The organism is Pannonibacter phragmitetus DSM 14782, from assembly GCF_000382365.1.
Taxonomy (GTDB): Bacteria; Pseudomonadota; Alphaproteobacteria; order Rhizobiales; family Stappiaceae; genus Pannonibacter; species Pannonibacter phragmitetus.
Genome location: NZ_KB908216.1, coordinates 1 through 19,134, shown reverse-complemented (window position 1 = coordinate 19,134; position 19,134 = coordinate 1). Strand labels below are relative to the sequence as shown.

The window sequence follows — 19,134 nt, the reverse complement described above, 5'->3', positions numbered from 1 at the left end:
TGATCAGTTGCCCGAAGCGGGGCGGTGCCCCGCTTCGGTCTTGCCTCAAGCCGCAGCGACGGCGCGCTTGGCCATGACGGTGACGAGGTTTGCGCGGTACTCCGCAGAGCCGTGGATGTCAGAGAGCATGTCATCCGCCTCGAGGGCAATACCGGCAACGGCATCTGCCGACCACTTGGCCGCAAGGGCCGATTCCATGGCCTCTGCCCGGAACACGCCGCCCTGACCGGCGCCGGTGACGGCCACGCGCACGGAGCCATCTTTGTGGCGGGCGACGAATACGCCGGCCATGGCATAGCGGGAGGCCGGGTTCGGGTATTTGGCGTAGGCCGACTTCTCCGGAACCTTGAAGCTGATGGCGGTGATGATCTCGCCGTCTTCCAGTGCCGTTTCGAACATGCCCACGAAGAAGTCTGCGGCGGCAATGTCCCGCTTGTCCGTGTGGACGGTGGCATCCAGCGCCAGCACAGCGGAGGGATAGTCCGCTGCCGGGTCATTGTTGGCGACGGAGCCGCCAATCGTGCCCATGTGGCGCACATGCGGATCGCCGATGCCGCCCGCAAGGCTGGCAAGGCCGGGGATCAGGCGGCGGACCAGATCGGAACCGGCCACATCGGCATGCTTGGTGCCTGCACCGATACGCAGCGTGCCACCGCTTTCGGTGATGCCCTTCAGCTCGGCCATCTGGCCGATGTCAACGAGGTCACTCGGCGCGGCAAGGCGCTGCTTCATGGTGGGGATCAGGGTCTGGCCACCGGCCAGAAGCTTGCCGTCATCCGCCTTGGCGATCAGGCTGGCAGCATCTGCGACCGAAGCGGCCCGGTGATAGCTTGTCTCATACATCGTGTTCGTTCTCCTCAAAGGAAAGCGTCAGCAGAGGGCAGGGCCGGGTGCAGCCATGGGGCGCGCCCGGTCCCGCTTATGTCATGTCACTCAGCTGCCAGAGGCTGGCTGGCGTTGCGGATCGCCTCCCACACCCGCTGGGGCGTGGCGGGCATGGCAAGGTCGCGGATGCCGAGCGCATCCGTGATGGCGTTGATGACGGCCGGGGGCGAGCCGATGGCACCGGCCTCGCCGCAGCCCTTCATGCCGAGCGGGTTGCCCGGGCAGATGGTCTCGGTCGTCAGCAAGGTGTAGGACGGCACGTCATCGGCGCGCGGCATGGCGTAATCCATGAAGGAGCCGGTCAGAAGCTGGCCGCCCTCGTCATAGGCGGCATTTTCCAGCAGTGCCTGGCCGATGCCCTGCGTCAGCCCGCCATGCACCTGGCCTTCCACGATCATCGGATTGATGATCTTGCCGAAGTCATCGGCGGCGACGAAGTTGATGATGGCTGTCTTGCCGGTTTCCGGGTCGATCTCCACCTCGCACACATAGGTGCCTGCCGGGAAGGTGAAGTTGGTGGGATCGTAGAACGCCCCTTCCTTCAGCCCCGGTTCCATGCCAGCTGGCAGATTGTGGGCGGTGTAGGCCGCCAGCGCCACCTGGAAGAAGGGCAGGGACTTGTCGGTGCCGGCCACCTTCAGTTCGCCGCCTTCAAACACCACATCGCCTTCGGCGGCTTCCATCAGATGGGCGGCGATCTTCTTGGCCTTGGCCTCCACCTTGTCCAGCGCCTTGACGATAGCCGACATGCCGACCGCGCCGGAGCGCGAGCCATAGGTGCCCATGCCGAACTGCACCTTGTCCGTGTCGCCATGGACGATGGACACGGTGTCCGTATCGACGCCAAAGCGCTCGGCGACGAGCTGGGCAAAGGTCGTCTCGTGGCCCTGGCCATGGCTGTGCGAGCCGGTGAGCACCTCGATGGTGCCGACCGGATTGACCCGCACTTCCGCCGATTCCCACAGGCCGACGCCTGCACCCAGCGAGCCGACAGCCGCTGACGGGGCAATGCCGCAGGCCTCGATGTAGCAGGACAGGCCGATGCCGCGCAGCTTGCCCTTGCGGGCCGCTTCCGCCTTGCGGGCGGGGAAACCGGCATAGTCGATGGCCTTCAGCGCAGCATCCAGCGTCGCGTCATAGTCGCCCGCGTCATAGCACATGATGACGGGCGTCTGATGCGGGAAGCTGCGGATGAAGTTGCGGCGGCGGAACTCGGCCGGGTCGAGCCCAACCTCGCGCGCTGCCGTCTCCATCATGCGCTCGATCAGATAGGTGGCTTCCGGCCGTCCCGCACCACGATAGGCATCGACCGGCGTGGTGTTGGTATAGACGGCCTTCACGTTGCAGTGGATGGCCGGGATATCATACTGGCCCGAAAGCAGCGTCGCGTAGAGATAGGTCGGAACGGAGGAGGAGAACAACGACATGTAGGCGCCGAGGTTCGCCACCGTGCTGACCCTGAGGCCGATGACCTTGTGATTGGCATCGAGCGCCAGTTCCGCATGGGAGCGGTGATCGCGGCCATGGGCGTCGGTGAGGAAGGCTTCCGTGCGGTCGCAGACCCATTTCACCGGACGGCCCGTGCGCTTGGAGGCCCACAGGCAGACCATCTCTTCCGGGTAGATGTAGATCTTGGAGCCGAAACCGCCGCCCACATCCGGCGCGATCACGCGCAGTTTGTGCTCGGGCGCGATGTTGTAGAAGGCGGAGAGCACCAGACGCGCCACATGCGGGTTCTGCGAGGTGGTGTGCAGGGTGAAATGCTCTTCGGCACTGTCATAGTCGGCGAGCGCGGCGCGTGGCTCCATCGGGTTGGGCACCAGCCGGTTGTTGGTGATGTCCATCCGCGTCACATGGGCGGCCTTCTCGAAGGCGGCATTGGTGGCGGCTTCATCGCCGATCACCCAGTCATAGATCAGATTGCCCGGCGCTTCCGGATGCAGCTGCGGCGCGCCTGGTTCAAGGGCGGCGACCGGATCGATCGCCACCGGCAGTTCCTCATAGGACACGAGGACCGCCTCGGCCGCATCGCGGGCTTGCCCTAGCGTTTCGGCGATGACCACGGCCACCGCCTGACCGGCATAGCGCACGGTCTCCGGCTCCAGTGCCCGCCAGGCGCCCATCTTCATCGGGCTGCCGTCGCGCGAGTGGATCATCCAGCCGCAGATCAGATTGCCGACGCCATCACCCACCAGCTGCTCGCCGGTCAGCACTGCCTCGACGCCTTCCATCTCCAGCGCAGCGCTGACGTCGATGCCGGTGATACGGGCGTGGGCGTGGGGTGAACGCACGAAGGCCGCATAGGTCATGCGCGGTGCGGTCATGTCATCCGTGTACCGGCCCTTGCCGGTGATGAAACGCTTGTCTTCCTTGCGCAGCGCACGTGCGCCAATGCCTTGAACTCCCATGGCACAACTCCCTCAGACAGGTTTCCTGCCGGGCTTTTGCCCGTAGGCCGTTTCCTTGTTCCGCAGTGCCGGACACCGCCTCCTCACGGCATTTGTCCGGCTCTCCGGCTTGTCATGTGCCGCGCAGGTTTCGCGTCCGCGCGGATGGGGATGCTCGGCGGCGCCTTGAGAGGCTCAAGCGCCGCAAGGGCCGGTCTTATTCGGCTGCGGTCCGCAGGCCGGCCATCTGGTCAGCAGCCGCCTTGATGGCCTTGACGATGTTGTGATAGCCGGTGCAGCGGCAGATGTTGCCTTCCAGCTCGTTGCGGATCGTGGCCTCATCCAGATTTGCGCCATGCCGCTCGATCATGTCCACGGCGGCCATGATCATGCCGGGTGTGCAGAAGCCGCACTGCAGGCCATGATGCTCGCGGAAGGCCGCCTGCACGGGATGCAGCTCGTTGCCATTGGCAAGGCCTTCGATGGTGGTCACCGTGGCACCTTCCGCCTGTGCGGCCAGCATGGTGCAGGACTTCACGGCCTTGCCGTTCACATGCACCACGCAGGCCCCGCATTGGGACGTGTCGCAGCCCACATGGGTGCCGGTCAGGCCCTGCGCCTCGCGCAGATAGTGAACGAGCAGGGTCCGGTCCTCGACAGCGGCCGAGACCTTCTTGCCGTTCACGGTCATTGACACTTTTGCCATTCATACCTCCCTCAATTGTTCCCGCTCTCCGGTCGCGTCACCAGCGGGCTAAAAGATGTTCTGCTCCTTACCTGCTCATGATGGCGAGGATGACGATGATCGCCGCCAGTGCGGCGAGACCCCAGACCATCGGCCCGCCAAAACTTCCCTTCACCGCCGCAGCTTCGACTGTCTCCTCAGCCTCATGCACGGCGTGTCCGATCGTTTTCTCCACGTCCTCAACCGCATGGACAACGGCGTCGCCCGCCTGTTCCATCGCAATCGACCGGGCTTCTTCCAGCGTGCCCGCGTCCGGTTCACCGTCTTCGGCCGTTGCCGTGGCAGCCGCGTTTCCGGCAACCATCTGCGAGAAATTGCCGAAGAACTCGTCGGCCATCTTGCGGGCGGTGCTGTCGATCAGGCGGCTGCCCAGCTGGGCCAGCTTGCCGCCCACCTGTGCCTTCACGGTGTAACTGAGAATGGTGTCCCCGCCGTCTTCGGCAAGATGCACGTCGGCGGATCCCTTTGCAAAACCGGCAACGCCGCCCTTGCCTTCACCGGCGATGGTGTAGCTTTCCGGCGGGTTGAGATTTTCAAGCGTGACCGCGCCCTTAAACTTGGCCTTCACGGGGCCGATCTTGGCGGTGACGGCCGCCGTCATTTCCGTGGGCGAGGTCATCTCCAGGCTGTCGCAGCCCGGAATGCATGCTTTCAGCACGTCCGGATCGTTCAGGGCATTCCAGACATCGGTTCGCGGTGCCGGGATGCGGTATTCCCCTGTCATGTCCATCGTGTTTCGTGCCTCTCTCTCCTCGGGGGCAGGCTTGCCGCAGCGCTGGCGCCTATCACGGCTTGCCGTCCGCAGCCTGCCCTTCCCATATGGCTCTTGTCTTGCGTCTTCCCAAGGGTGCCGGACTGGAACGCAGCTGGCAAGCCCATGGAGAGAAAGAAGAAAGATTGCGGCCAGAGCCTGGCAGATGTCACCGTCGCGCGCCTGGTCCACCCCTTGCCACATTGCGCCCCGCCCTGAGCCGCCGGGCTGCCATCTGCCCGGCCAAGGACCTGAAGTGTGCGCTGCTCCGGCATAAGGGAAAAGACCTGTGCGGCAATAAAACATGCCGGATCTGTCGCAGATTTGAGACAGGTACGGGAGGGTCAGCCGTCGAGGCCGAGCTGGCCCATCTTACGGTACATGGTGGCCCGGCTGATGCCGAGGTCACGGGCGGCGGCCGAGACATTGCCTTTCGCCCGGGCGAGTGCCCGGCGCAGTGCGGCCTTTTCCGCGGCGCGTGGGTCCTCCTCCGCTGCCGAGCCGAGATAGGCGGCTGCGCCGGGCGCAGAGGCAAGGATGGCGTCGGTCAGGCCCAGCATCTTGCGGGCAAGACGGGTCGCGCCGGTGATCACATCATCGGGATCCAGCGCCAGAAGAGAAACGCCGCCGTGTCCGTGGCCCTTGGCCACGACAATCCGGCAGCCGGGATAGGCCATCCGGAACAGATCGCTCTCCATGGCACGGGCACTTTCCGTGACCACCATCCCGAGCACCTGCGCATAGGCGAGGGTGAGGTCGCGCCTGCAGCTGGAAATGTCCAGCACCGCGGCAAGGTCGCCAAGATGATCGAAGATCGGGGCGGCAATGCAGCTTATTTCCGTGTTGCTGACGCGGAAATGCTGATCCTGATGCACGATCACCAGGCGTTTCTCGATGGCGCATGTGCCAATGCCATTGGTGCCCTGCTGCGCCTCGCTCCACACGCCGCCAGCCGTCAGGCCCCAGCGCGCAAATTCGCTCTGATCGCCGGGCGCTTCGCGGGTCTCCAGCAACAGGCCCTCCTTGTCACTCAGCAGGATGCTGCAGCCGCTGGGCGCAAGCGTTGCATTCAGCCTGTCGAGGGCAGGCACGGCGATCTCCAGCAGGCTTCCCATCCGGTCGCGCGCTTGTGCCAGCGTGTGTTCTTCCACCCGCACCGCAGGCTGGTCCAGATTGGGATCAAGGCCGTGATACAACATCGAGCGGCGCCAGGAAGCAGCAACAAGCGAATGTGCAGCGCAGCCGTTGTTCTCGACTGTTTCCCGCACCCTGTCAGCGTGCCTGCGCGTGGGATCATGAGAACCTGGCAGCATCTAACTCTCCCAATACATGCATGCATCATGCACCCTGCATGGGCACAGCCGATCAAATTCGCACCAGCTTGTCAAAGTAATTTCTGTAGGAATTTCAATCCCAAGTCCAGTAAGCTGTGTCCCTTAGGGCAGTTTTCGCGGGGCGCATAAATCAGGGTTAGCCGATTGACCGCAGGCCCGCTCCGCCCTAATGGCTGAGACAATACCGTGTTATCGAGACTTCCGGAAAGTTTTGCCCGTGGCCCAGGCCCCTCAAACCCCGCAAACGCCCGCCGCCGCCGTTGAAACCGGCCATGCTTCCCTGCCAGAGCGCGGGGCTGCCGTTTCCGCTGCGGCCCGCCCGGGGCTGCCGCCTGCGGCCCGCTGGCCGGTGATCCTCGAAACGGCCGGGTGGAAGGACTATGCTCTGCTGGACATGGGGCGCGGGCAGAAGCTGGAGCGCTATGGCCGCTTCACCGTCGTCCGGCCCGAACCGCAGGCGATGGGCCTGCCGCGCCTGAAGCAGGCGGTCTGGGACCGTGCGGATGCGGTCTTCACCGGTGACGTGGACGAGGAAGGTCCCGGCCGCTGGAAGTTTGCCGGCAGTGTGCCCGAGACCTGGGAAATGGCCTATGGGCCGGCGCGTTACTTCGGCCGCTTCATGTCCTTCCGCCATGTGGGCGTGTTCCCCGAGCAGGCCCCGCACTGGGACTGGGTGATGGAAAAGGTCCGCGAGGCGCGCGCCGCCGAACCTGGCCGTCAGGTGAAGGTGCTGAACCTCTTCGGCTACACCGGCCTTGCCTCGCTGCTGCCCGCTGCCGCTGGCGCCCATGTCACCCATGTGGATGCCTCCAAGAAGGCGATTGCCTACGCCCGCGAAAATCAGGATCTGTCCGGCCTCGGCGATCTGCCGATCCGCTGGATCCTCGAAGACGCCAGCAAGTTTGTGGCCCGCGAGGTGCGGCGTGGCAGCACCTATGACGGCATCATCCTTGATCCGCCGAAATATGGCCGCGGCCCCAAGGGCGAGGTTTGGGACCTGTTCGTCAACCTGCCGGAAATGCTGGACATGCTGCGCCAGCTGCTGTCTCCCAACGCGCTCTTCATGATCCTGACAGCCTATGCCATCCGCGCCTCTTTCCTCTCCGTCCATGAGCTGATGGCCGAAACCCTGTCGAAGCAGGGCGGCCTGCTGGAATCCGGCGAGCTTGTCATCCGTGAGGAAAAGGGCGAGCGCTGCCTGTCCACATCCCTCTTTTCCCGCTGGAGCGGCGCATGAGCGAGCAAAGACCCCGCATGGGGGCGGTGAAGCAGATCACCAGCCATTCCAATCCGATCATCAAGGAAATCAAGGGCCTCGTCGCGATGCGCAAGCACCGCACGCAGTCCGGTCTCTTCGTGGCGGAAGGGTTGAAGCTGGCGACGGATGCGCTCGATGCCGGGTGGACTGTCCGCTATCTGGCGCTGGGGCCGGAAGCGCGGGACAACCCGATTGCGCAGAAGGCAGCCGCTACGGCCAAGTCGCGCGGCGCGCTGATCCTGGAGGTGAACACGCCCATTCTGGAGGCGATCACCCGCAAGGAAAACCCGCAGATGGTGGTTGGCGTTTACGAGCAGCAGCTGACACCGCTGGAGCGCATCGACCCGGCCCTGTCTACCGTCTGGATCGCCCTCGACCGGGTGCGCGATCCGGGCAATCTGGGCACCATCATCCGCACGGCGGACGCGGTGGGGGCTTCCGGCGTGATCCTCATCGGTGACTGTACCGACCCCTTCGCGGTGGAAGCGGTGCGCGCCACCATGGGCTCGCTGTTCCATGTGCCGCTGGTCAAGACCTCTGCAGACGCTTTCAAGACGATGATGGCGAAATGGCCGGGCACGGTGGCGGGCACCCACCTTGCCGGTTCCGTCGATTACCGGACGGTGGACTACCGCGAGCCGGCGCTGCTCATCATGGGCAACGAGCAGCAGGGCCTTTCCGATGACCTGGCTGCCGCCTGCAAGACGCTGGTGCGCATTCCGCAGGCCGGGCAGGCGGACAGCCTCAATCTGGCGGTCGCCACCGGCATCACGCTTTACGAGATCCGCCGCAAGAAACTGAGCCTCTGAGCATCAGGGAGAAGCCCATGCGCCTGTTCATCTTCGGAGTTGGCTATTCCTCGAAGGCTTTCGTGGAGCGTGTCCGGCACCGCTGCAGCTGGATCGGCGGCACCACGCGCTCGCAGGCCAAGGCGGAGCAGCTGAAGGCGCTGGGCGTCGAGCCCTTTCTGTTTGACGGCACGCAACCGGGTGAGGGCATTCGTGAGGCTCTGGCCAGCGCAACCCACGTGCTCCAGTCGATTGCGCCGGATGAGGCAGGCGATCCGGTGCTGGTGCATCACGGCGCGGATGTTGCCGCAGGCCGTCCGCAGTGGATTGGCTATCTTTCCACCGTGGGTGTTTATGGCGACCATGATGGCGCCTGGGTGGATGAAGACACGCCCTGCCGCCCGGTGTCACGCCGGTCGGTGCAGCGCGTGGCGGCTGAAAACGCCTGGCTGGAATTTGCCGCGAAGACGGAGCTGCCGGTGCAGATCTTCCGTCTGTCCGGCATCTACGGGCCCGGCCGCAATGCGCTCATCAACCTGCGCGACGGTACGGCCAGACGGCTTGTGAAGCCGGGTCAGGTGTTCAACCGCATCCGTGTCGAGGACATTGCGGGTGCGTTGGAAGCGTCGCTCGCGCAGCCGAAAACGCGCATTTACAATGTGACGGATGATGAGCCCGCGCCGCCGCAGGATGTGGTCACGTACGGGGCGGAGCTTTTGGGGATACAACCGCCACCGGAGCAAGATTTTGAAACGGCGGAGCTTTCGCCTATGGCGCGTTCTTTTTATGGCGAGAACAAGCGCGTTTCAAACGAGCGCCTTAAGCAGGAACTTGGATACCGGTTCCTCTATGAAAACTATCGAGTGTCGTTGCGTCATTTGCTTGAATTTTGATTATTGTCATATTTGACGATGCGTGATCAGCGAGAGTTGCGTGCAATTTTCATCTGTTTGACTTCAGATTGAACATTTTTGACATAGTGTGCTTTTAAATTGGTCGTTGTGACCTTTAGCTGTGCAGCTTCATTCATTCTTAACTGGCTTATTTCAGCCTTGTGCATGTAAAAATGCACGAGGCTCATTATGAAAAACGTTTGCGCCGCCGCGGTTCTTGTTTTGATTGCAACTGGGTTGCATTCTGCTGCCCAGGCGCAGCCTGCCGCTCCCGATCCTGCGTCTCTGATCACCCCTGCCGTGATTGAGAGCGTGAGGGAGGCGCTGGGCAATCCCATTGTGCCGCTTTCGATCAAGGCGCAGAACGGCAAGCGCGGCACGATCTCGCAGGCGGAGATTGATACGCTTGACAAGCAATGGGTGGACGAGCGCAAGGCGAGCGACAAGCCCCTGATCGCGGCGACGCTGTCTGCCCCGCTGTCCACCTATCTTTTGCGCATGCAGGCGGGAAGCCTGGGCCTCTATGCCGAGATTTTCGTGATGGATGCGAATGGGCTCAACGTTGGCCAGAGCAGCATCACCAGTGACTACTGGCAAGGTGATGAGGCCAAGTTCCAGAAGACATTCCCTCTCGGTGCCGATGCCATTTTCATTGATGAGGCGGAATGGAACGAAGAGCTCAAGGTCTGGCTGTCCCAGCTGAATGTCACGATCGCCGATCCCGAAAGCGGAAAGCCCATCGGCGCTGCCACCATTGAAATTAACCTGACCGAGCTCGAGCGCCGCTCTGGTACCGGCAGCTGACGGGAGGCTGAGAATGCTGAAGAATCTTTCTGTTGGCCAAAAGGGCATTGCTGCCTTCGCCGGTTTGTCGCTGATCAGCCTCGCGGCGGGCCTTACCACCTACTACAAGACCGTCGCCGCCGCCGACGCGGTGACGGCCATGTCGCGCCACTATCAGGTTGCCACGCAGATCGACAACCTTGAGGTGTCCGTCATTGAGGAAAACCTTGAACTGAAAGTCTTCCTGCTGACAGGAGACCGGGAGGCTCTTGCCCGTGCAAAGGCCATGGGAGAGGAGGTCAAGGGACTGCTCGCCACGCTTGGCAGCAGTGTCGCGGATGTCTCCCCATCCGATTCCGGTCTGGTGTCAGACATCTCATCGACATTGAATGCCTGGCAGGTGCAGTTTGTCGACGCGCAGATCCAGAACATGCGCACGCCGGAGACAGTGGATCTTGCCCGGGCCATGGAACTGTCGGGTGAAGGCAACGCGCTTCAGGCCAAGGCCACTGAGGCCATCCGGGCGCTTGAAGAGACAATCGACGCGAAGATCGGGAGGCTGGCTGAAATCGAGAAGGCAGCCTTGTCCGATGCACGGACAATCGCGCTGGGCAGCGCTGGGCTGATGCTGTTCGTGGCCATGCTTTTCGGCTACCTGAACTTCCGGCTGGTTTCGCGGCCCTTGAAGACCCTGTCGGTCGTGCTGGGGCGTCTTGCCAGTGGTGATCTGAACGCACAGGTGAACCTGAGCGGCCGGCGTGACGAGATTGGCGACATGGCCGGCGCCATGGAGATCTTCCGCGAGAACATGCTGCGGACCCGCGATCTGGAAGCTGCTGCAGAGCACCAGCGTGCCGAGGCCGAAGAAGCGCGCAAGCGCGGCATGGGAGCTGTTGCCAACTCCTTCGAGCAAGCCGTGCTTTCCATCTCCGACGAGATGATTGGCGGGCTGACGAACCTCAAGGGCACGGCCTCCTCTCTGGCCACCATCGCCAGCGAGACAAACCGTCAGGCTGCGTCCGTCGCCGAGGCTTCCCAGCACACGACGAACAACGTCAACACGGTTGCCAGTGCCACGGAAGAGCTGTCGGCTTCCATCGCCGAGATCAACGAGCAGGTGCACTCCGCCTCGAAGGTTGCTGCCAAGGCGGAGACCGAGGTGGACCGTTCCAATCAGGCGGTCGGCAAACTGCAGGATGTGGTGGTTCGCATTGGTGATGTGACGCGTCTCATCAATGACATCGCCAACCAGACCAACCTGCTGGCCCTGAATGCCACCATCGAGGCTGCCCGTGCGGGTGAGGCTGGCCGGGGCTTTGCCGTTGTCGCTAGCGAGGTGAAGGCGCTGGCAGAGCAGACAGCCAAGGCGACGGAAGAAATCGACAGCCAGATCTCCGAGATGCGCGTGGCTGCATCCGAGTCCATTGAGGCGACGGCTGCCGTGGCTGAAATGGTGAAGCTGATTTCCGAACGTACCACGGCCATGGCTGCGGCGACCGAGCAGCAAAATGCAGCCACCAACGAGATCGCCCGCAACGTCTCGCAAGCTGCCAGCAGCACCCATGGCGTGACGGACTCCATCGGCACTGTGAGCAACTCGGCGCAGCAGACGGGGGTCATCAGTGAAGACATGCGCCAGGCTATCGAGGAGCTGCATGACCGGTCGGCCCGCATGCGTCGGGCAATGACGGACTTCCTCAATCAGGTGCGTGCCGCCTGAGGATGGGCAGAAAGCGGACGGCCGGGCTGGAAAGCCCGGCCGTTTTTCATTTTTGCAGTGCGTGCATGGGCTTGTGCAGTCTGTTGATCGGCCTTTTAGGAGAAGATTGTAATATTTTTACTTTTTGAATAGATAAAATGCCTTGATCAAAAAAACATGCGGCCGGGAATTGCCTAAGATTTTAAGCAAAATTTTCAGAAATCTGGATCTTTCTCGTGCGGATGTTTCTGAATGGACGCCCGCCGGCCGGTACAACCTGCGAATCCGGCTGCTGATCGTCTATGGAGGAGCGGTTACTGTTGCGGTGAGCGCGGCCTGGTGCGTGTTCTATCTTCTCTACGGCGCCCTGTTTCACGCGACCTATGCCGGGCTTTCCGCCCTTTCGGGTGCCGTGATGATGCTCCTTGCGTTACGCTTTCATTTGAGAGCGGCCGCCATTGTCATGTCTCATGCGGTGCTTGTGACAACATTGCTCGGGAGTTTCTTCGACGTGCCGCCTGACGGGCAGGTCCGTGCCGTGCATTTCAACCTTTTCCCGATCGTTGCCGCCACTTTTCTGGTCTTCAGCCATGAGGGCCTTTATCTGCGTGTGCTGCTGCCGGCCTTCGGCGTTCTGTCGTTTTTGGTGATCTCGCTGGGTATGGCTCCGCTGCCTCCGCAGGAACTTGTCAGTCCGGTTGCCGGCTTGACGGCCGTCGTCTGGCTGCACACCATCACCGGCATCTTGGGTCTCTGCGTGGTTGCCATTGCACTTCAGACCAGCGTAAGCGCCCGCCATGCCATGGAGGGAGAGATCCGCAGGGCGATCGCCCGGGGGGAATTCCATCTCCAGTATCAGCCTCAGGCCGATGCGGGAGGGCGGATCCTGGGCGCCGAAGCTCTGCTTCGCTGGAAGCACGGCAAGAAAGGCAACATCCCGCCGGGTGAGTTCATCCCGCTGGCGGAGGAAACGGGGCTGATCATTCCCATCGGCGAATGGGTGCTGCGCACGGCCTGTGCCCAGCTTGCAGCATGGGCTGCCTCTCCGCTGACAGCCCGGCTGACGGTGTCCGTCAATGTCAGTGCTTCGCAGTTCCGCCAGCCGGATTTCGTCGAGCAGGTGCGCAGCATTGTGCGGCTGAGCGGCGCACGTCCCGAACTTTTGAAGCTGGAACTGACAGAAAGCGCCCTTGCCGAAGATGCTGAGATTGCCGGCAGCAAGATGCGGGCGCTCAAGGAACTGGGCATCAGCTGGTCGCTGGATGATTTCGGCACGGGCTATTCCTCGCTCAGCACCCTGAAGCAGTTGCCGTTTGACCAGCTGAAGATCGACCAGTCCTTCGTCCGTGACCTCCTGAACGATGACCGCAACCTGGCGATTGTCAGCACCATCCTTCAGCTTGGCCAGAGCCTTGGGCTCGAGATCATCGCCGAGGGCGTCGAGACTCAAGCGCAGTTCGCCCTGCTGCAGCAGGCAGGCTGCTCCAGTTTCCAGGGCTATCTGTTCAGCCGCCCGGTTTCTCCAGGCAGTCTTGCGGATCTCATCGAGCAGGGCCCCGCCGGTTTGCGCCGAACCGTTCCGGATTTTGCACCTATGCGCGCGGCTGAGCTCGCCACCACTTGACATTGCCCCTCCCAAGGCCCATCTGTGTATCCGTGCAGCAATGCCGCAGCCCCGCGAAAGGGTGCGGAGAAGAGGCCGTTAGGCTTCTGTTAACCACGCAAGTGAGAAGCTGACACAAGGCAGTCACCAGTCAAGCCTGACAAAAGGTGACGATCCTCCAATGACAACTGTCATCGAGCCGTCGAAAAAGCCAGCTATAGAGCTGGCCGATGACCTATGATGTGACGTAAAGAAAGAAGAAAAAATGGACCACGGAAATGTAAAGTGGTTTGACATGCACCGGGGAATTGGTGCGATCGAACCTCAGGAAGGGGACGACGTCCTCGTTGATCTGGCGAGCCTGCGCCGTTCCGGCATCGGCAGCCTGCATGAAGGCCAGCTTGTTGCCTTCGACATGGCCTTCCGCGCCGGCCGCAGCATGGCCGAACATGTGAAAGTGCTGTAAGCCGCCGCATTCCTGCGGCTTGCAGCTTGTTCCTTGCCCTCGCGTTTCTGCCTGTGGATGGATGACGTTTCTGGAAGACGGACTGATGCAACGTTCGCCCGGAAATGCCTGCAGGATTACCATCAGAAACGCGCAAGGCTCCCCCGGCGGTCTCACCGGCCGCCGCCCAGCCTCCCTCCCTCTCAAATCGGCAGAACGTGGGTGTCCTTGACATCCTCCATCACCGCGTAGGTGTGCGTTTCGCGCACGCCCGGCAGGTTCAGGATCACCTCTGCCAGAAACTGCCGGTAGTGGGTCATGTCGCGCACGCGGCTTTTGATGAGATAATCAAAGCCGCCTGCGACCATGTGGCATTCCAGCACTTCGGCCGAGCGGGCCACCGCTGACGCAAAGGCGTCGAACACGTCCGCCGTCGTCTTGTCCAGCTTCACCTCCACGAACACCAGCAGCCCGAGATTGAGCTTCTGCGGGTTCAGCTCTGCGGTGAAGCGCAGGATGTAGCCCTCGCGGATCAGCCGTTTCATCCGCTCGGAGGTGGCGGTGGCGGACAGGCCGATCTTTTCGGCCAGATCCGTGTTGGTGATCCGCCCATCCTCCTGCAGTGCGCCCAGGATTTTGCGGTCGATCCGGTCGAGATCCGGAATATTCTCCATCAAGAGGCCTCACTTCCAGAAAATATCAGGTTTCATAACCTGTCTTTGGCGAAAACCAAAGCAGGATTACAGGTAATCTGGCGGAAAGCCCTGTTGCGCCCTGCGCCTGCCGGAGATCCGATCTTGAAGCCTGCGTCTGCCCCGCTTGCCCCTGCTCTCACCGCTTCCCCTTTTCGCGCGGAGTTCGCCCCCGATGATGGCGCACTGGTGCGCCGCATGCTGGCGGAAACCCGCCTTGCTGCTGATGCGGAAGCGCGGATCGACGCGAAGGCCACGGCCTATATCGAAGAGATGCGCGGCGCCCGTTCTGGTCTTGGCGGCGTCGAAGACTTCATGCGGGAGTTCGGCCTCACCACCCGCGAGGGCCTTGCCATGATGGTGCTGGCCGAGGCGCTGCTGCGCGTGCCGGATGCGGCCACCGCCGACAAGCTGATCGAGGACAAGCTGGCCGCCGCCAAATTCGGCGAGGGGGAAGGGCGCAAGTCCGACACCTGGCTTGTGTCCGCCTCTTCCTGGGCGCTGGGTGTCACCTCGCGGCTGCTGCATCCGGGCGACACGCCGGACAGCATCCTCACCAGCCTTGTGCGCCGCATCGGCATGCCGGCCGTGCGCACGGCGACGCGGCAGGCCATGCGTCTTCTCGGCCACCAGTTCGTGCTGGGCGAAACCATCGAGGATGCGCTGAAACGGGCCAAGGTTCTGGAGCCGAAGGGCTACCGCTTCTCCTATGACATGCTGGGCGAGGGTGCGCGCACGCAGGCCGATGCGGAACGCTATTTCCGCTCCTATGCGGCCGCCATCGAGGCCATCGGCAAGGCGGCCGGATCCCGCCCCCTGCCGGACCGGCCGGGCATTTCCGTCAAGCTTTCGGCGCTGCATCCGCGCTATGAGGCGGTGAAGGAAGAGCGGGTGATGACCGAGCTGCTGCCCCGCGTGCTGGACCTTGCCCGCATGGCCCGCGCCCATGACCTCAACTTCACCATTGACGCCGAAGAGGCCGACCGGCTGGAGCTATCGCTGGACCTGATTGCCCGGCTTGTAGCTGACCCGGTGCTGGACGGCTGGAACGGTTTCGGCCTTGCTGTGCAGGCCTATCAGAAGCGCGGGCAGGAGGTCATTAGCTGGCTTATTGATCTGGCGCGCCTTCACAACCGCCGCCTGATGGTGCGGCTCGTCAAGGGCGCCTATTGGGATACGGAGATCAAGCGGGCGCAGGAGCGGGGGCTTGCAGACTATCCCGTCTTCAGCCGCAAGGCCGCGACGGACCTGTCCTATCTCGCCTGCGCCCGCCGTCTGCTGGCCGCGCGCGATGTCATCTATCCGCAGTTCGCCACCCACAATGCGCTCACTGTCGCCCAGATCCAGGAGATGGCGGGCAAGCCGGAAGGCTTCGAGTTCCAGCGCCTGCATGGCATGGGCGAAAGCCTCTACAAGGCGGTGGTGGAGCGCGACGGTTATCCCTGCCGCATCTATGCGCCCGTCGGCGGGCATAAGGATCTGCTGGCCTATCTGGTGCGCCGCCTGCTGGAAAACGGTGCCAATTCCTCCTTCGTGTCCATCGTCGGGGATGCCAGCATTCCCGCAGCAGACTTGCTGAAGCGCCCTGCGGAGTTGCTCGAAGGCGGCGAGCGTGCCCGCAACCGCTCCATCGCGCTGCCCGCCGATCTCTATGCGCCCACCCGCCGCAATGCCGCCGGGCTGGAGCTGGGCGTGGAAATAGAGCGCAACGCGCTGCTGTCCGGCATGGCGCGTCAGAGCTTCCCGGCTGTCACCGCCCGTCCGCTGGTGCCGGGCCATGAGGGGGCCGCCCGCCCGCGTGCCCTGCTGTCGCCCATCGACGGCAGCCTTGTGGCCGGTGAAGTGACCGAGGCGGACGCGAAGCTGGCGGCAGCGGCCATGGAGGTTGCGGCCAAGGGCTTTGAAAGCTGGTCCCGCACGCCGGTGGAAGACCGTGCTGCCGCGCTGGACCGGATGGCGGATCTGATGGAAGAAAACCGCGACCGGCTGATGGCGCTGCTGGCCGCCGAAGCCGGCAAGACCCTGACTGATGGCATTGCCGAAATCCGCGAGGCGGTGGACTTCTGCCGCTATTATGCCGCGGAGGCACGCGGGCTCTTCGGCGAAGGCCGCCTGATGCCCGGGCCGACGGGCGAGGAGAACCGCTACCGCCTGCGCGGGCGCGGCGTCTTCGTCTGCATTTCGCCCTGGAATTTCCCGCTCGCCATCTTCCTCGGGCAGGTGGCCGCCGCGCTTGTCGCGGGCAATGCGGTGGTGGCCAAGCCCGCCGAGCAGACGCCGCTGATCGCCCATGAGGCGGTGCGCCTGTTCCATGCTGCCGGTGTGCCGGAAACCGCGCTGCTCTATGTGCCGGGCGACGGCGCAGTGGGCGCAGCGCTGACCTCCCATCCGCAGGTGGCGGGGGTTGCCTTCACGGGCTCAACGGAAACGGCCTGGGCCATCAACAGCGCCCTTGCCGCCCGGCGCGGGCCCATCGTGCCGCTGATTGCGGAAACCGGTGGCATCAATGCCATGCTGGTGGATGCCACCGCCCTGCCGGAACAGGTCTGCGATGATGTGGTCACCTCCGCCTTCCGCTCCGCCGGGCAGCGCTGCTCGGCCCTGCGGCTTTTGTTCCTGCAGGAGGATGTGGCGGATCACTTGCTGGAGATGATCGAAGGCTCGGCGCGCGAGCTTACTCTCGGCGACCCGCGTCTTGCTGAAACCGATATCGGCCCGGTGATCGACCGTGAAGCGCGGGACAACATTCTCACCCATGTGCGGGTGATGGAATCGGCCGGGCGGCTGAAATTCTCCGGCAAGGAGCCGGACGTGACCCTTGCCGGTGGCACCTATGTGGCCCCGCAGATCATCGAACTGGAACGGCCCGAGGACCTGACGCGCGAAGTCTTCGGCCCGGTGCTGCATGTGGTGCGCTACAAGGCAAAGGACTTCGGCGCCATGCTGGAAAAGATCGCTGCCTCAGGCTACGGCCTGACGCTCGGCGTCCATTCCCGCATCGACGCCACGGTGAAGCAGGTGGTGGACCGGCTGCCGGTGGGCAATGTCTATGTCAACCGCAACATCATCGGTGCCGTCGTCGGCACCCAGCCCTTCGGCGGCGCGGGCCTCTCCGGCACCGGCCCCAAGGCCGGCGGCCCGGCCTATCTGCAGCGCTTCGCCCTCGAACAGGTCATCTCCCTCAACACCGCCGCCTCCGGCGGCAACGCCAGCCTGCTGGCCCATTCGGGGGAGTAGGGGAGCCATGTGTCTCCCGGTGAGCTTGTCTCACCGGGACGGCATAGCCCTGCGGCGCACCGGCCTTTGCAAGGCGTGGTGGGCCGGCATCCCGGAGCCTGCCATAAAACGCTCCCTCTGGCATTGCGCCAATCTGCATCATAAGTATGATGAAGTATGATCATGCTGCAGGAGGTTCCGTCATGGGCGCTGTCGAACGAATGACGATTACCGTGCCGGCTGAGATGGCCGAGACATTGCGCCAGACGGTAGCGTCGGGCGAATATGCCTCGGCCAGCGAAGTGGTCCGGGAGGCTCTTCGTGCCTGGACCCGGAGCCGGGACACGGAGCGGCAGGATCTGGAGGCCTTGCGGGAGGCGATCAAGGCTGGGCTGGACAGCGGGCCGGGCCTCCCGGCGGATCAGGTGTTCGCAGAGCTTCGTGCAAGATATGCAGTGAAGCCCTGATCCATGGCGCGGCTGATCATCCTGCCAGCCGCCATGGCCATCTGATCGAGATTGGTGACTTCATCGCCCAGGACAATCCTGCCCGGGCACTGTCCTTTGTGGCCGAAATCGAAGCCAGGATGCTTCAGGCTGCTGAACGTCCGGATGGTTTCCCTGCCCGGGACGATCTGTGCAAGGGGCTGCGTTCAGCCCGGCATGGGCGCTATCTGATTTTCTTCCTCGATGCTGGTGAGGAGGTACGGGTTGTGCGGGTTCTCCACGCCATGCGAGATCTGCCGGATCTGCCGGGTTGAGCCCTCAGGGCCTGCCATTTTCAGCCGCCCCCTCACCCCCCTGCGGCGCACAGGCCTTTGCGCGGCTTGCCGGATCAGGCAGGCAGCAGCGGCGTTCAGGTCTTCTGTCCGCCGCCACTCCAGTCGGCAAAGAAGGCCCCAAGGTGGCCAAATGCGGTCACTGTGGCCAGTCCCTTGTCCAGGGCTTCCTTCACCGCCCCGGTGGACTGCCTCTCAAGCGTCCATTTTTCAGATATGCCGAACTCGTTCTGGGATGTTGCTGCGGTGTAGGAGAGATTGAGGCCTTCAACCTCGTCCGGGTCTTCAATCCTGAGCGTGCCATTGGCCACCGCATCACGCAGTTTCTGAAACTCCTCGGTCTTGCCTTCCCGTTCCAGTTGGGCCGCATCTCGGGCCAAACGATAGAGAAAATCCTGAACGAGCTGTTCCTGTTCGGAGTCGGTGGGACCTGTCCCGCCAATGCCGCCTCTGTCGACAATCCTGTGTTGCTCGATCAAGTGCTCGAAGTCGAAACCCTTGAAGCCGCCAGCGGCTGCGTCCTTGAGAACCTTCAGCGGTTCGAAGGAGCCATCTGTCTTGCCGGAGCCCGGAGCCTGGGTGAAGAGGGCCTTGCCTGCCTCTCCGGTTCTGGAGGCGGTGCCGCCCTTCTGTGCCGTGAGGATTTCCTGCAGCTTGTCGGCCACTTCCTTGTCGGAGCCCATCCGGGACAGGGCTTCCTGTGCCTGCCGGGACAGGTCGACAATGGCGGCCGGGTTGCCGGCGGCGGCGCCAGCCTGTTCTGTGCCAGAGCGCCCGCCCGGCTGCCGCCCTTCCGCCTCCGCCGCGCCGGACTTGCGCAGCGAACTCAGCAGATCTGACCCCGAACGCGGGAGACCGGAAGCAATCTGTGTCATGG

General features: G+C 63.3%; 18 protein-coding genes. 10 read left to right on the top strand and 8 right to left on the bottom strand.

Features of this window, described 5'->3' with window-relative positions:
• Positions 1-45: 45 nt before the first annotated feature.
• From H163_RS0105010 to H163_RS0104990, 5 genes are all read right to left on the bottom strand, one after another.
• Positions 46-843: an FAD binding domain-containing protein gene (locus H163_RS0105010; RefSeq protein ID WP_019963458.1), complete on the bottom strand. Its 798-nt coding sequence runs from the start codon at positions 841-843 to the stop codon at positions 46-48.
• An 86-nt stretch (positions 844-929) separates the two neighbouring features.
• Positions 930-3,293, bottom strand: coding sequence for a xanthine dehydrogenase family protein molybdopterin-binding subunit (locus H163_RS0105005; protein WP_019963457.1), 2,364 nt, complete (start codon positions 3,291-3,293; stop codon positions 930-932).
• 196 nt (positions 3,294-3,489) lie between these two features.
• Positions 3,490-3,978 carry a (2Fe-2S)-binding protein gene (locus H163_RS0105000; RefSeq protein ID WP_026355478.1) on the bottom strand — a complete coding sequence of 163 codons (489 nt, stop codon included), beginning with the start codon at positions 3,976-3,978 and terminating at the stop codon, positions 3,490-3,492.
• Between the two features lie 67 nt (positions 3,979-4,045).
• Entirely contained in the window at positions 4,046-4,747 is a 702-nt protein-coding gene (locus H163_RS0104995; RefSeq protein ID WP_019963455.1) for an SRPBCC family protein, read from the bottom strand.
• A 365-nt stretch (positions 4,748-5,112) separates the two neighbouring features.
• A complete protein-coding gene (locus tag H163_RS0104990; protein ID WP_026355477.1) occupies positions 5,113-6,081 on the bottom strand; it encodes a helix-turn-helix domain-containing protein in 969 nt (322 codons plus the stop codon).
• A gap of 238 nt (positions 6,082-6,319) precedes the next feature.
• Here H163_RS0104990 and H163_RS0104985 point away from each other — a divergent pair, with 238 nt between their 5' ends.
• From H163_RS0104985 to H163_RS0104975, 3 genes are read left to right on the top strand one after another with little or no spacing between them, the layout of a single operon-like run.
• Positions 6,320-7,339, top strand: a complete 1,020-nt coding sequence (locus H163_RS0104985) for a class I SAM-dependent rRNA methyltransferase (RefSeq protein ID WP_019963453.1) — start codon at positions 6,320-6,322, stop codon at positions 7,337-7,339.
• Entirely contained in the window at positions 7,336-8,169 is an 834-nt protein-coding gene (locus tag H163_RS0104980; protein WP_026355476.1) for a TrmH family RNA methyltransferase, read from the top strand. Before H163_RS0104985 ends, H163_RS0104980 begins: the two co-directional genes overlap by 4 nt.
• A gap of 17 nt (positions 8,170-8,186) precedes the next feature.
• Complete coding sequence (locus H163_RS0104975; protein WP_019963451.1) at positions 8,187-9,041, top strand: SDR family oxidoreductase; 855 nt, start codon at positions 8,187-8,189, stop codon at positions 9,039-9,041.
• A gap of 26 nt (positions 9,042-9,067) precedes the next feature.
• Here H163_RS0104975 and H163_RS24775 read toward each other — a convergent pair whose 3' ends face one another.
• Positions 9,068-9,379, bottom strand: coding sequence for a hypothetical protein (locus H163_RS24775; protein WP_169445919.1), 312 nt, complete (start codon positions 9,377-9,379; stop codon positions 9,068-9,070).
• Between the two features lies 1 nt (position 9,380).
• Between H163_RS24775 and H163_RS0104970 the strand changes: the two genes are divergently transcribed.
• The 4 genes from H163_RS0104970 (at position 9,381) to H163_RS23915 (ending at position 13,592) form a co-directional block, all read left to right on the top strand.
• Positions 9,381-9,845, top strand: coding sequence for a hypothetical protein (locus H163_RS0104970; RefSeq protein ID WP_244296035.1), 465 nt, complete (start codon positions 9,381-9,383; stop codon positions 9,843-9,845).
• Between the two features lie 13 nt (positions 9,846-9,858).
• Entirely contained in the window at positions 9,859-11,544 is a 1,686-nt protein-coding gene (locus H163_RS0104965) for a methyl-accepting chemotaxis protein (RefSeq protein WP_019963449.1), read from the top strand.
• A gap of 304 nt (positions 11,545-11,848) precedes the next feature.
• On the top strand, positions 11,849-13,147 hold the full coding sequence (locus H163_RS22240; RefSeq protein WP_208975328.1) for a putative bifunctional diguanylate cyclase/phosphodiesterase: 1,299 nt from the start codon (positions 11,849-11,851) through the stop codon (positions 13,145-13,147).
• A 244-nt stretch (positions 13,148-13,391) separates the two neighbouring features.
• Positions 13,392-13,592 (top strand): cold-shock protein, encoded by a 201-nt coding sequence (locus H163_RS23915; protein WP_019963447.1) that lies wholly within the window; start codon positions 13,392-13,394, stop codon positions 13,590-13,592.
• Between the two features lie 182 nt (positions 13,593-13,774).
• On the opposite strand, the gene H163_RS0104950 is transcribed toward H163_RS23915, so the two are convergent.
• Positions 13,775-14,245, bottom strand: a complete 471-nt coding sequence (locus H163_RS0104950) for an Lrp/AsnC ligand binding domain-containing protein (RefSeq protein ID WP_019963446.1) — start codon at positions 14,243-14,245, stop codon at positions 13,775-13,777.
• A gap of 123 nt (positions 14,246-14,368) precedes the next feature.
• Here H163_RS0104950 and putA point away from each other — a divergent pair, with 123 nt between their 5' ends.
• From putA to H163_RS0104935, 3 genes are all read left to right on the top strand, one after another.
• A complete protein-coding gene (gene putA, locus H163_RS0104945) occupies positions 14,369-17,500 on the top strand; it encodes a bifunctional proline dehydrogenase/L-glutamate gamma-semialdehyde dehydrogenase PutA (protein WP_019963445.1) in 3,132 nt (1,043 codons plus the stop codon).
• A gap of 182 nt (positions 17,501-17,682) precedes the next feature.
• Positions 17,683-17,946 (top strand): type II toxin-antitoxin system ParD family antitoxin, encoded by a 264-nt coding sequence (locus H163_RS0104940; protein ID WP_026355472.1) that lies wholly within the window; start codon positions 17,683-17,685, stop codon positions 17,944-17,946.
• Positions 17,928-18,239, top strand: a complete 312-nt coding sequence (locus H163_RS0104935; RefSeq protein WP_345702296.1) for a type II toxin-antitoxin system RelE/ParE family toxin — start codon at positions 17,928-17,930, stop codon at positions 18,237-18,239. The genes H163_RS0104940 and H163_RS0104935 overlap by 19 nt, the downstream gene beginning before the upstream one ends.
• 95 nt (positions 18,240-18,334) lie before the next feature.
• Here the strand turns inward: H163_RS0104935 and H163_RS24565 are convergent.
• Positions 18,335-19,134 (bottom strand): hypothetical protein (locus tag H163_RS24565; RefSeq protein WP_019963442.1); only part of this gene is annotated, 800 nt, incomplete at its 5' end.

What these genes read in the sequence shown, in the direction of transcription:
- H163_RS0104965 (WP_019963449.1), top strand. Translation starts at nt 9,859, where the DNA reads ATGCTGAAGAATCTTTCTGTTGGCCAAAAGGGCATTGCTGCCTTCGCC.
- H163_RS0104995 (WP_019963455.1), bottom strand. Translation starts at nt 4,747, where the DNA reads ATGGACATGACAGGGGAATACCGCATCCCGGCACCGCGAACCGATGTC.
- H163_RS0104975 (WP_019963451.1), top strand. Translation starts at nt 8,187, where the DNA reads ATGCGCCTGTTCATCTTCGGAGTTGGCTATTCCTCGAAGGCTTTCGTG.
- H163_RS0104950 (WP_019963446.1), bottom strand. Translation starts at nt 14,245, where the DNA reads ATGGAGAATATTCCGGATCTCGACCGGATCGACCGCAAAATCCTGGGC.
- H163_RS0104940 (WP_026355472.1), top strand. Translation starts at nt 17,683, where the DNA reads ATGGGCGCTGTCGAACGAATGACGATTACCGTGCCGGCTGAGATGGCC.
- H163_RS24775 (WP_169445919.1), bottom strand. Translation starts at nt 9,379, where the DNA reads ATGGGATTGCCCAGCGCCTCCCTCACGCTCTCAATCACGGCAGGGGTG.
- H163_RS0104990 (WP_026355477.1), bottom strand. Translation starts at nt 6,081, where the DNA reads ATGCTGCCAGGTTCTCATGATCCCACGCGCAGGCACGCTGACAGGGTG.
- H163_RS23915 (WP_019963447.1), top strand. Translation starts at nt 13,392, where the DNA reads ATGGACCACGGAAATGTAAAGTGGTTTGACATGCACCGGGGAATTGGT.
- H163_RS0105000 (WP_026355478.1), bottom strand. Translation starts at nt 3,978, where the DNA reads ATGGCAAAAGTGTCAATGACCGTGAACGGCAAGAAGGTCTCGGCCGCT.
- H163_RS0105005 (WP_019963457.1), bottom strand. Translation starts at nt 3,293, where the DNA reads ATGGGAGTTCAAGGCATTGGCGCACGTGCGCTGCGCAAGGAAGACAAG.
- H163_RS0105010 (WP_019963458.1), bottom strand. Translation starts at nt 843, where the DNA reads ATGTATGAGACAAGCTATCACCGGGCCGCTTCGGTCGCAGATGCTGCC.
- H163_RS0104980 (WP_026355476.1), top strand. Translation starts at nt 7,336, where the DNA reads ATGAGCGAGCAAAGACCCCGCATGGGGGCGGTGAAGCAGATCACCAGC.